Origin of the sequence: Jeotgalibacillus salarius (assembly GCF_004405125.1) — a bacterium.
In the GTDB taxonomy this organism is placed as follows: Bacteria; Bacillota; Bacilli; order Bacillales; family Jeotgalibacillaceae; genus Jeotgalibacillus; species Jeotgalibacillus salarius.
This window is the reverse complement of the sequence record NZ_SORX01000002.1, coordinates 349,393-361,734: the sequence shown is the minus strand read 5'-3', so window position 1 is coordinate 361,734 and position 12,342 is coordinate 349,393. Positions and strand designations below refer to the sequence as shown.

General features: G+C 38.4%; 9 protein-coding genes. 8 read left to right on the top strand and 1 reads right to left on the bottom strand.

Annotated elements, in window-relative coordinates:
• Nucleotides 1–133 precede the first annotated feature (133 nt).
• The 4 genes from E2626_RS04320 to E2626_RS04305 all read left to right on the top strand — a co-directional run bounded on the left by E2626_RS04320 (nt 134) and on the right by E2626_RS04305 (nt 5,642).
• A complete protein-coding gene (locus E2626_RS04320; protein WP_134380043.1) occupies nt 134–1,276 on the top strand; it encodes a THUMP domain-containing class I SAM-dependent RNA methyltransferase in 1,143 nt (380 codons plus the stop codon).
• A 12-nt stretch (nt 1,277–1,288) separates the two neighbouring features.
• Nucleotides 1,289–3,199: an ATP-dependent DNA helicase gene (locus E2626_RS04315; RefSeq protein ID WP_134380041.1), complete on the top strand. Its 1,911-nt coding sequence runs from the start codon at nt 1,289–1,291 to the stop codon at nt 3,197–3,199.
• A gap of 137 nt (nt 3,200–3,336) precedes the next feature.
• The gene (locus tag E2626_RS04310) at nt 3,337–4,860 is read left to right on the top strand and encodes a carboxypeptidase M32 (RefSeq protein WP_279587249.1); all 1,524 of its coding nucleotides are present in this window, start codon (nt 3,337–3,339) and stop codon (nt 4,858–4,860) included.
• 11 nt (nt 4,861–4,871) lie between these two features.
• Nucleotides 4,872–5,642: an SDR family NAD(P)-dependent oxidoreductase gene (locus E2626_RS04305; protein ID WP_134380037.1), complete on the top strand. Its 771-nt coding sequence runs from the start codon at nt 4,872–4,874 to the stop codon at nt 5,640–5,642.
• A gap of 199 nt (nt 5,643–5,841) precedes the next feature.
• On the opposite strand, the gene E2626_RS04300 is transcribed toward E2626_RS04305, so the two are convergent.
• Nucleotides 5,842–6,294, bottom strand: coding sequence for a chemotaxis protein CheX (locus E2626_RS04300; protein WP_166786737.1), 453 nt, complete (start codon nt 6,292–6,294; stop codon nt 5,842–5,844).
• 259 nt (nt 6,295–6,553) lie between these two features.
• Here E2626_RS04300 and E2626_RS04295 point away from each other — a divergent pair, with 259 nt between their 5' ends.
• The 4 genes from E2626_RS04295 to E2626_RS04275 all read left to right on the top strand — a co-directional run bounded on the left by E2626_RS04295 (nt 6,554) and on the right by E2626_RS04275 (nt 12,336).
• Nucleotides 6,554–10,129: a dynamin family protein gene (locus E2626_RS04295; RefSeq protein WP_134380033.1), complete on the top strand. Its 3,576-nt coding sequence runs from the start codon at nt 6,554–6,556 to the stop codon at nt 10,127–10,129.
• A 175-nt stretch (nt 10,130–10,304) separates the two neighbouring features.
• Complete coding sequence (locus E2626_RS04285) at nt 10,305–11,168, top strand: sulfurtransferase (protein WP_134380029.1); 864 nt, start codon at nt 10,305–10,307, stop codon at nt 11,166–11,168.
• 35 nt (nt 11,169–11,203) lie between these two features.
• Nucleotides 11,204–12,070, top strand: a complete 867-nt coding sequence (locus tag E2626_RS04280) for a 5'-3' exonuclease (RefSeq protein WP_134380027.1) — start codon at nt 11,204–11,206, stop codon at nt 12,068–12,070.
• Nucleotides 12,067–12,336, top strand: a complete 270-nt coding sequence (locus E2626_RS04275; protein WP_134380025.1) for a DUF6123 family protein — start codon at nt 12,067–12,069, stop codon at nt 12,334–12,336. The genes E2626_RS04280 and E2626_RS04275 overlap by 4 nt, the downstream gene beginning before the upstream one ends.
• Nucleotides 12,337–12,342 lie beyond the last annotated feature (6 nt).

Here is a 12,342-nt window from a genome sequence, read left to right as displayed (position 1 = left end):
AGCTGGTTGACCAATTTTATAAAGAGATACAAAAGGCATGACCATAAACAGGAGGTCTGCCTTTTTTCTTTCGAGCAGGATTAAATGAACAATAGAGCGAAATGATAATAAATAAACTGTATGAGGTGAAACCATGGCTACTTATAAACTTATTGCTACAGCAGCAATGGGACTTGAGTCCATCGTTGCGAGAGAAGTGAAAGATCTCGGCTATGAAACAACAGTCGAAAACGGAAAGATTTTCTTTGAAGGTGATGAACTTGCCATCGTACGGGCAAACATGTGGCTGCGGACCGCTGACCGTGTGAAAATCGTGATGGGTGAATTTAATGCCTACACATTCGATCAGCTGTTCGAAGGGACTAAATCTATTCCCTGGGAGACTTTGATGCCTGTGGATGCTGCTTTTCCGGTATCTGGTAAATCGGTGAAATCAAAGCTTTACAGTGTACCTGACTGTCAATCAATTGTTAAAAAAGCGATTGTTGAAAGAATGAAAGCTGCATATAAAAGAATGAGCTTTCTTGACGAAACCGGACCGACGTATAAAATCGAGGTTGCGATCAGAAATGATAAAGTAACGTTAACTGTGGATACAAGCGGTGCTGGACTCCATAAAAGAGGGTACCGTACTGGTCAGGGTGAAGCGCCACTTAAAGAAACAATGGCTGCAGCGTTAATTAAATTAACCAACTGGCGTCCTGACAGACCTTTTCATGATCCATTCTGTGGTTCTGGAACGATTCCAATTGAAGCAGCTTTAATTGGACAAAATATTGCTCCCGGTTTCAACCGTGAATTTATTTCGGAAGAATGGCCGATCATTCCTGCATCGTTGTGGGAAAAAGTAAGAGTAGATGCTGAAGAATCGGCGAACTATGATCAGCATCTGGAAATTTACGGTACTGATGTAGATCATAAACTGATTGAAATTGCGAAAGAAAATGCAATCGAAGCAGGCCTTGGTGATTTGATTCAATTCAAGCAAATGCAGGTAAAAGATTTTTCAGCTTCTTCAGATTCAGGCGTCATTATTGGAAATCCTCCATATGGGGAACGGATTGGTGAAGAGGAAGAAGTAGAAGAAATGTATCGTGATATGGGGCAGGTTTTTGAGCAGTACCCAACATGGTCTAAGTATATTATTACCTCTCATCCGGAATTTGAAGATCTGTACGGAAAGAAAGCAACTAAGAAACGCAAACTCTTTAACGGATTTATCCGCACTGACTATTATCAGTATTTTGGTCAGCGGCCAAAGCGTAAAAATGATTAAAGGAATGATTGAATGAATACGAAAAGTCTTCCGTTCCCTATAACGAGTGATCAGTCATTTTATGAAGCACTAGGCGACTGGATTGGAGACGTTTTTTACGACATCCTGCCTGAAAATGGGCTCGAATTGCGTGATGAACAGATTTTTATGGCGTTTCAGCTTGAACAGGCATATAAAAACAAATCTGTTATATTTGCCGAAGCTGGCGTGGGTACTGGTAAAACAATTGCATACCTGCTCTACGCAGTAGCTTATGCAAGATACACAGGAAAACCTGCCATCATTGCATGTGCAGATGAAACGCTGATTGAACAATTAGTAAAGCCCACAGGAGATATAAAGAAAATTGAACAACTGCTTGACATGGAGATTGATGTAAGACTTGCTAAATCAAGAGAGCAGTACTTATGCTTGAAAAAACTTGATGAAGCAGACAAACGGACTGAAGATGAAGCAATTGAAGATATTTATCTCCAGCTCCCTGAATTTGTTTTCGGAGCAGGGTCTATGTCTTCTTTCTACCCTTACGGAGATCGGAAAGAGTACCCTTATTTGGACGATGAGCAATGGCAGGCTGTTAATTATGACTCCCTGCAGGATTGTCTAAGCTGTGATGTAAGACATCGCTGTGGTCAGACACTACACAGAGAATACTACAGGCAGGCAGGAGATTTAATTGTTTGCTCACATGATTTTTATATGGAGCATATATGGACCAAAGACTCCAGAGTCCGGGAAGGTCAGCTTCCACTGTTGCCTGAAGCAAGTTCAGTTATATTTGATGAAGGTCACCTGCTTGAATATGCAGCACAGAAAGCATTGACGTATAAAACATCACTTCAGTCGATGGAAAAGATCATTTCTAAACTCTCCGGGAATGATGTAAGAGAAAAAACTTTACTGCTTATTGATACAATCCTGGAAATGCACGATGACTGGTTTTCATTAATCAGCCGGAGTGCAGACCGGAGTTCTGAACGAATGAAAATAAATAAATCCAAAGAGCTGATTGATGCTTCTGCTAAATTGAAACAGGCAATTGATCAACTGCTTGAAGAGCTGGTCTTTGAATCTGAAATGTATGTAATCGATGAATACGATTTAAAAATTTCGGAAGAATATCTCGAAACTGTTCTGTTTTCGTTAAAGCTTCTTGTAGAAGATGATAATGCGATTATTTGGCTTGAAGAGAACTTTGACGACGAAAGACTGGTCATCATGCCACGTATGGTTGAGGAAATATTAAGAGAAGAAGTATTTTCTAAGAAACTTCCTTTTATTTTTTCTTCAGCAACGCTTTCAGTCAACGAAGATTTCTCATACTTGGCTGATAGTCTCGGAGTGGATGATTATTCTTCCTTTACGGTAGCATCACCGTACGAATATGACGACGTAATGACAATACAGATTAAAGTAATGGATGATCATGAGAAAGCAGCGGCGATATCTGATATTGTCAATCATAATGATGGTGGTTCTCTCATTTTATTTAACAACCATGAGAACAAAGATATTTTCAGATATACAAATCTGATTGAAAATAAACAGGTGCTCTATGAAGGTGACGAAGAAATCAGTTCTCTTGTTGAAAAATTTCAGGAAGATACTGCATCCGTTCTTTCATCAATTAATCTTTGGGAAGGTTTAGATGTACCGGGTTTAAGCTTGAACAATGTCATCATCGAATCGCTTCCATTTCCGCCGGATGACCCGGTGTTTGAAGCAAAGAGAAATCATTCAGCGGATCCTATGAATGAAGTGGATTTGCCTTATATGCTGCTCAGGCTGCAGCAGGGAGCAGGCAGGTTAATCCGCTCTTCAGATGATCGTGGAAATATCACCATATTTATTTCACAGGAAGAAGAAAAATGGATTCCTGAAATTAAAAAAATACTCCCGGTAGAACCAACGGTAATTAAATAAAGCAAGTATGATTAAATTCGTATTCTTAACATAGAGAATACGAATTTTTTTTTGGTCATTTATTTCAATTTCCGAAACAAATACATTATTTTTTCAGAAAAATATGATAAAATGAGTATTGATCATTGACTGGAGGGATTAGCTTGACATTAGAAACAGTAAAACAAGACTTTAAATCACACCTTAATAAAATTTCCGCATACCAGGAAGCATTAGGATTGATTTTTTGGGATTTAAGAACCGGCGCACCAAAAAAGGCCATTGAAAATCGTTCGGAAGTAATTGGAATACTTTCATCTGAAGTATTTAATTTGTCAACATCAGATAAAATGGCGGAATACATAAACGAACTCAACGCAAATAAGAGTGAACTTGATGAACTGACTGTAAAAATGCTTGAGGAGTGTCAAAAAGAGTTTGACCGAAATCGCAAAATACCTGAGGATGAATTCAAAAAATATGTCATTCTGAAATCAAAATCAGAGAGTGTATGGGAAGAAGCACGAGAGAAATCTGATTTTTCACTGTTTGAACCATATTTAAAAGAATTGGTTGAGACGACTAAGCGATTCGTAGGCTATTGGGGGTATGAAGGAAATCCTTATAATACACTGCTGGATATGTTTGAGCCAGGCGTAACAGTAAAAGACCTGGACCAGGTTTTCGGAAGTGTACGGGAAGCCATTGTGCCGCTTGTTAAAGGAATTGAAAAGTCAACGGTTAAACCGGACACAGGTTTCGTATATAAGCATTTTCCTAAAGCTTCACAGCGGGAATTCAGTGTGCATGTTTTAAAAGAACTCGGATACGATTTTGATGCCGGAAGACTGGATGAAACTGTACATCCGTTTGCAACCGGATTAAATACAGGGGATGTAAGAATTACGACACGCTACGATGAAAATGATTTCAGAGGTGCTGTGTTTGGTACGATTCACGAATGCGGACATGCATTGTACGAACAAAATATTGATCCGGCGTTAACAGGCACTCCATTGAGTGGCGGTACATCAATGGGTATACATGAATCACAATCATTATTTATGGAAAATTTCGTGGGACGGCACCCGGAATTTTGGCGTCGACATCTGCCTGCTTTAAAAGAGTATTCTCCTGAACAATTCAGCGATGTTTCAGTTGAAGATTTCATCGCCGGGATTAACGAATCAAAACCTTCACTCATCAGAGTAGATGCTGATGAACTGACCTATGCTCTGCATATAATGATCAGATATGAAATTGAAAAAGGACTTTTCAATAATGAATTCGAGGTAAGTGAATTACCGGAAGTATGGAACAAAAAATATAAAGAGTATTTGGGTGTTGTCCCTTCAAATGATGCTGAAGGTATTCTTCAGGATGTACATTGGTCGGGAGGCTCATTTGGCTACTTCCCATCGTATGCACTGGGGTATATGTATGCTGCGCAATTTAAACAAGCTATGTTGAAAGATCTTCCACAGTTTGATGAATACATTGCAAATGGGGATATTGCACCAATCAAAAATTGGATGACTGAAAAAGTACACCGTTTCGGTAAGACAAAAAAACCGCTTGAAATTTTAAAAGAAGCTACAGGCGAGGGTTTAAATGCTGAACATCTGATTAAGTATTTAGAAGACAAATACTCAGCACTTTATCAACTGGAGCGTGCTAAATAAGGAGGGTACCCATGTTACTCCCATCATTCAGACTGGATGGTAAAAAAGCAATTATAACCGGAGCCGGAAGAGGAATCGGCCGTGCATTGGCACTTGGTTTCTCTGAAGCGGGCGCAGAAGTCATTCTGTGCTCCCGGACAAAATCTGAACTTGAACAGGTTAAAGCAGAAATTGAAAGCCGTGGAGGCAGTGCAGCTGTCTTTCCGATGGATGTCACAAGTACTGAAGAAATTAAGCAGGTTGTGGCCGAAATTTATCAGACGTATCATCAAATCGATATATTAATCAATAATGCTGGTATGAATATACGTTCTAAAGCAAGTGATGTAACTGAAGATGAATGGGTAAGAATAATGGATACAAATGTGAAGTCAGCTTTTATGATGTCACAGGCTGTCGGGACCCGTATGCAGGAAAATAATGGGGGCAGTATCTTATCAGTGTCATCTGTTGCAGGTCATGTCGCCTTGAAAACAGGAGTCGTTTACGCTGCATCTAAAGCTGCGATGATACAAATGACAAAAGTACTCGCTTATGAATGGGGAAGCAGTGGTGTAAGAGTGAATTCAATTGGCCCCTGGTACTTTGAAACACCTTTAACGAAGCATTTACTTGAAGATGAAAACTATTTAAATGACATTCTTGCGGTAACCCCATTAAAAAGAGTAGGACAGGTAGAGGAGTTAATTGGACCGGCGTTATTCTTATCTTCTGAAGCCGGCAGTTATGTGACAGGTCAGACACTCTTCGTTGATGGAGGCATGACGATTAATGGGTTTTAAAGAGTAGGGGAAACGTTCGAAATCGGTTCATGTGCGAAGGCAGTTTTTATTCTTTAAGATTTGCTTAAGAATATAGCATATTATTAAAAATTTGCCGGATCATTTCGAAGACTTATGAGAGTGATAAGAAATGGTTCGGTAAGAAAGATTGGTTTTAACCATAGTAAAAAACAGAATTCTATCAAAAGAATTCTGTTTTTTACTGTTGAATAGATACCAGGATTGAAAAATTCCCAACGCCTTCTGCTTTAAAAGGAAGGTGGATGGCCTGGGCATAGTTATGAAGCGTCGTAGATCCTGACATAACAGAGGGTGGTGTAATATCCATCTCAACTCCTTCTGAAGATATATAAGTTGTCAGGTTACCGGCAATCATATTGCCAATTTCCCCGATAAAAGAGATCAGCATATCATCTTCAAGATACATTCCATACATCGTATTACCCAGACTGCTGAAATGCTGCTTTTCCCCATCTATTAGGATATTTCCTTTAAGTTGTCCTGTCATCCCTATTAATACAGCGATTTGTTCCTGTTCATATGGTTTCGTTAATACTGATGGGTTGCTGTGTTCTATATGCACCGGCATCACCTTGCGTATAGAATGTACCATCCCATTTAACAGTTCAGTTACTACCTTTGAAGTACTCATTGTGACCTCCAACATTCATAATAGATCTATTATACCATTACTTTATGCTTATGATAGGAGAATTTCAAAAATTCTTTATACAAATATTAAAATTTATTATGGAGGCAGCCAATTATTCGATACAATATAGAGTAGAGAATATAGTTGAAAGGTTTATTTAATGATTTGTAGCTGAAGGTTTGGAGCCCGTGCTGTGAAACCCCGAAGCATAAACCTGTAACATACGTAACGCAGTAAAGAATAAAAGGGGACGGTTTAGTTGAACACACCGGATTTCATTTTACATAAAACTGAATTGATGTCGGAATTAACAGGGTTTTATAGAAAAGCGATAGATATAGGAGATCAGGAAAGAGCTGATAAGATACTTAAGCTTGCTGAAAAACTGTACCGTGAAGAAATCGTGATTGCATTTTGCGGTCATTTTTCTGCAGGTAAGTCTGCCATGATCAATCACTTAACAGGAGAAGTTATATTGCCGTCAAGCCCGATTCCAACCAGTGCTAACCTTGTTGCACTGCATGCTGGTGATGAAAAGCCGGTCAGAGTTACATTGGCTGACGATCAAATCTATGAACTTGAACCTCCTCTGGATGAAAAAGCAATAATCAAACTGGGTAAAGAAGGATTAAAAATTAAAAGGATTGATATTTGGAAAAATTCAGAGTCTATGCCTGAAGGTGTAACATTGCTGGACACACCAGGTATAGATTCTGTTGATGATGCTCACAAAAGGTCTACTGAATCAGCAGTCCACCTTGCCGATCTGCTGTTTTATGTCATGGATTATAATCATGTACAATCAGAAATGAATTTTGAATACATAAAAAATATGTCTCAGCATAATCGAAAAATATATGCAGTCATTAACCAGATTGATAAACACCGGGATGAAGAACTTACTCTCAGTACATTCAAGAATTCTGTAGAAAAAGCCTTCTATCAATGGGGAGCTTCACCTGAAAAATTCTTTTATACGTCACTCAAATATCCTGATCATGGCGAAAATCAAAGTCAACAACTAAAAGATGAAATTTCACAGATGACACGTAACAAAAAGAAACTTTTAGTTGACTCTGTATCAAGCTCTTTGGATGTACTTACATCAGAAATGCGTTCCTATCTGGAGGATGAACTGGAAGATATAACTGATGCGTACTCTACAATCATTGATGAAAAAGATGTTGAAAATAAGGAATCTTTGTATCATCAGGCTGAGAGTATAAGTGAACAGGATGTTTATTCTCTGAATGAATGGTCTGAATCCTTTGATAATGAAATGAATAAAATGCTTAAGGCCAGCTATTTAATGCCTTCAGAAGTGCGTACAAAAGCTGAATATTATCTTGAAGCGATGCAGAAAGACTTTAAAAAAGGGCTATTATTTTCAGGCAAAAAGACGCAGCAGGAAAGAGAAAACAGAGAAAATGATTTTAAAAAGAGTCTTATAGTTGTCATTGATGAGCAACTAATCTGGCATAGTAAATCACTTATTTACAGATTTTTAGAAAATGCTGGAACTGACCGTTCAGACTGGAGCGGAATAATTGAAAAAATTTCTGTAGATGACCCAGTTTCATTCATACGCAGAAATGTAAAAAGTGGAGCTGGCTTTACAGGAGAAGCGCTATTAAATTACTGTGAATCGTTAGCCGAGGATGTTAGAAGAGAAATAAAATCGCAAATGCTTCATATTAAAAATGAAATGATTCAAACGCTCGATGATGTGATTGAAGAAAATACAGTGAGAAGATCTGCAGAACATGATGCTATTATGAAAAAAGTGAATGTGCTCAAACAGTTGGAACGTTTGGAAAAACAATTACATGAACTGGAAGAGATAAAGCCTGATCAGGATTTAGAGGATAAGTGGGTGGGAAATTGGAGTGAGGAAGAGAAATCTTTTGAAACAATTTCCCGCCTTGACGGCGTATTAACAGAGACAGATCAAGAAAATGCAGCACCTGAAACATCCTATCATTTAAATTCATCAGATATTGATGAGATTCAGCTATTCCAGAACAGCCAACAGTTAGCACACGAAATAAGTAATATTAAAGGGTTTGAACAACAATCTAACATACTTTTTGAACAGTCAGAACGCTTAAAAAACAAAAAATATACCGTTGCATTGTTCGGAGCTTTCAGCGCAGGTAAATCCAGTTTCGCAAATGCGTTGCTTGGTCATAAGGTTTTGCCTGTATCTCCAAATCCGACTACTGCTTCAATCAACAGAATTTTTCCACCTGATACAGAGAATCCGGATCAGACAGTAATCGTACACTTCAAACAAGAATCAGAACTGCTTATGGATCTTCAGGAAGCATCTCAATTGAAAAACATTCAAACATTAAGTGAAATGAATGAAAAATTACCTGATGTTTTAAAGAAAAATCATGATTTAACTGAATCAAGAAAGAGTTTTATACGTGCTTTTCTTGAAGGATGGCCTGATTACAGGAATGATTTAGGAAACAAAAAATCGGTGGCTTATGAAGAATTTCAAGGGTTTGTCTCAAATGAACATCAATCATGTTTTGTTGAGGCGATTGATCTATATGCGAGTTCGTCGGTATCCGAACAGGGGATCACGCTGGTTGATACCCCGGGAGCCGATTCAGTAAATGCGCGTCATACTGATGTCTCATTCGATTATATAAGAAATTCGGATGCTATATTATTTGTCACTTATTTCAACCATGCTTTTGCCAGAGCAGACAGAGAGTTTTTGATCCAGATGGGCAGAGTTAAAGAAAGCTTTGAACATGACAAAATGTTTTTTGTTGTAAATGCGGTTGATCTTGCAGAAAATGAAGATGAAAAAAACGATGTTATTCATTACGTGAAAACACAGTTAAAGTCCTTTGGCATCAGCCACCCAAAAATTTTCGGGGTATCAAGTCTTAATGCTCTAAAGCAAAAAAGGAATTCCGGACTGCAGGAATTCGAAGACGAGTTCACTGCGTTTATTGATCAGGAACTGGATTCGATTGTAAAGAAAAATACGGCTGATTATTACGAGCAGACGATTAATCGAATGACTGCTTTACTAGAACAGTCGAGGGCTAATGAACAGGATAAAGAAAGAAGAAAGGCAGCTCTCGAACAGTTAGCCGAGGAGCTGGACAGCCATTTTGAAGCGTCTAATCTCCAAGCAGTGGAAGCGCAAGCCAGCCAGGAATTAAAAGAGTTATTGTATTATGTAAACCAGAGAGTGTTTTACAGGTTTTCTGATTTCTTTAAAGAGGCGTTTAATCCGGCTGGTTTTCACGGACAATCCAATAAAGTCGCATTAAAACAGGCAGTTGATGAACTGATCACAATGCTTTCATTTGATTTCTCACAGGAGTTTAAGGTAGTAAATTATAGACTTGAACAGCTTATTTTCCAGTCGTTTAAAACTGAGTTGAATCAGAAATGGGATGAGATCAGAAAAGTTTTTCCGGAGGGTATTAAACCTGATACTGAGATAGCGCCCGCAGATCTGCTAACGTTTAATTATACATTCGAGCAGTTAAATGAATTGGATTTTAGTAACGAAAAGTCCATTTTTAAAAACACAAAATCTTTTTTTGAAAAAAATGAGAAAAAACTGATGCAACATGCTTTAGAAGAAAAGCTTAAAAAAGTAGCAATAACTGAGCTTGAAGAAGTTTCAAATCAGCTGACGTTCTGGATGACAAATGAAATGAAGAGAGTTCAATCCATTCTGTATGACAGATGGCAAAAAGAATTGTCTTCGCAAATCGATTCAGCTATCACGAACCTAAATTCAGAAGAATATGCGACAGAGCTCGAAAAAGCTTTAAAAAGTGTGAATGCTTATGCATCATAATCCATATCATGTTTGTGCCACCTGTATTCATTTTAAATCGATAAAGATGCAGCCTGGGGAAATGATTTACTTTTGCAAACGGCTTAAATATGAAACGCAGCCACATTATACATTTAATTGCTGGGAACCTAAAGACCACGTAAAAAAACTAATGCAGAAAAGGCGGGGATTATAAATGCAGGCAGCTGTCTCACCAGAATGGTTATTCGAACAAATAGAGTTGAATCGTCCCATTTCTTTGATTGATTGCAGGTTTGATCTGATGAACCCTGATTCAGGCAGAAAACTGTATAATGAAAATCATTTGCCTAGGTCCGTATATTTTGGGTTGGATCAAGATTTGTCAGGAGGAAAACTTGTGCACGGTGGCCGTCATCCACTTCCTGATATGATAGAATTTAAAAAGAAAGTTGAAGAGGCGGGTATTTCAAATGATCAGCCGGTTGTCGTTTATGACGATGGAGAGGGAGCATTTGCAGCGCGTGCATGGTGGTTACTAACCTATGCGGGGCACAAGCAGGTCTATATGTTAAATGGTGGATACAGTGAATGGATAAGCAGACATCTTCCGGTTACCAATGTCGTCCGTGATCAGCAAAAAGGAAGATTTCAACTCGATCTTCAGGATCACCTTGTAGCAGATACTGCTGAAATAGAGAATATCGTATCCGGGAAACAATCAGCTTTACTCATTGATTCCCGGAATTATTCGAGGTATCTGGGGGATCATGAACCGATTGATCGAGTTCCAGGACATATACCAGGAGCAATTAACAGTGAGTGGATAAACAGTTTCGAAAATGGCTGGCTGCTCGATGAGGAAATGCAGGCTAAACGATTTTCTGAATGGGATAAAAATCAGCCGCTTATTGTTTATTGCGGGAGTGGTGTAACTGCATGTCCAAATTTTATTGCGTTAAAGCAAGCAGGGTTTACGAATGTTAAATTGTACCCGGGCAGTTACAGCGATTGGGTATCTTATGATCACCATGAAATTGAGTTGGGGGATTCAACCCATATGAAAAAAACGCGTAAATAATTAACTGTTACAAACTGAAGAAAAAGGTGATAACAATGAAACATGTACTATTAATCGACGGAATGGCACTGTTGTTCAGGTCATTTTTTGCAACCGCAGTGACCAATCAATTTATGTATAACCAAAAAGGGTTGCCAACCAACGGAGTTCAGGGTTTCATTAAGCATTCTGTAACCGCTGCAAATATGATTCAGCCATCGCATGTTGCAATATGCTGGGACATGGGGAAAGAAACGTTTCGAAATGAAGCTTTTTCGTTATATAAATCAAACCGAAATGCCCCGCCTGAAGAGCTGATACCTCAATTTGATCTGGTGAAAGAAATTGCAAAACAACTTGATTTTCATAATGTTGGAGTTAAGGGTTATGAAGCGGATGATTGTATTGGCACAATTGCAAGGGGAGAATCTGAGGGTAAAGTTAGCATTGTCAGCGGTGATAAAGATCTTCTTCAACTGTTATCACCAACAGTCGATGTCTGGTTAATAAAAAAAGGATTTGGAACCTATGATACATACAACCTGGACAGGTTCATTACAGAATATGAAATTACGCCAAAACAGTTTATTGATGTCAAAGGGTTAATGGGTGATACGAGTGATGGATATCCAGGAGTAAAAGGAATTGGTGAAAAAACTGCATTTAAGTTAATTCGGGAATTTGGATCAATTGAACAAATATTAGAGAATATTGATCGTCTGACACCGGGTCAACGAAATAAAATAAAGGAAGATCAACAAATGCTTCACGTATCAAGAAACCTTGCTGAGATACATTGCGATGTTCCGATCGAAGGTGCCTTTACGAAAGAGTGGAACGGGCTGCCTGAACACGCAAACGATGTGATCGAAGAACATGGGTTGAGGTCAGTTAAAAGATTTATGGAGCAAATGGCTAAATGAATCAGACATTGGATGATTTTGTTGCTGATCTTCATGCCAGAGGTTTCAAGCTTGATGATGAAGCGATTGGCTTTATATACTTCGGAAAAAAATTTACCGGTGCACAAGACCCCCTGATTAAAATGGCAATCGAAGCAACGCTGAAATGCCAAAAACGTTTCGATTCAAGTTTTTACATGTCAGTCTTAGAAGAACTCTCAAGTGAAAAATTAAAGAGTAAAAAAGAAATGACTGAGCACCTTAAATCTAAAGGGGTGCCTCTGTAAAAAGAA

Bases quoted from the DNA above. Each gene is read 5' to 3' on its own strand.
- E2626_RS04320 (WP_134380043.1), top strand. From the start codon at position 134: ATGGCTACTTATAAACTTATTGCTACAGCAGCAATGGGACTTGAGTCC.
- E2626_RS04315 (WP_134380041.1), top strand. From the start codon at position 1,289: ATGAATACGAAAAGTCTTCCGTTCCCTATAACGAGTGATCAGTCATTT.
- E2626_RS04305 (WP_134380037.1), top strand. From the start codon at position 4,872: ATGTTACTCCCATCATTCAGACTGGATGGTAAAAAAGCAATTATAACC.
- E2626_RS04300 (WP_166786737.1), bottom strand. From the start codon at position 6,294: ATGAGTACTTCAAAGGTAGTAACTGAACTGTTAAATGGGATGGTACAT.
- E2626_RS04285 (WP_134380029.1), top strand. From the start codon at position 10,305: ATGCAGGCAGCTGTCTCACCAGAATGGTTATTCGAACAAATAGAGTTG.
- E2626_RS04280 (WP_134380027.1), top strand. From the start codon at position 11,204: ATGAAACATGTACTATTAATCGACGGAATGGCACTGTTGTTCAGGTCA.
- E2626_RS04275 (WP_134380025.1), top strand. From the start codon at position 12,067: ATGAATCAGACATTGGATGATTTTGTTGCTGATCTTCATGCCAGAGGT.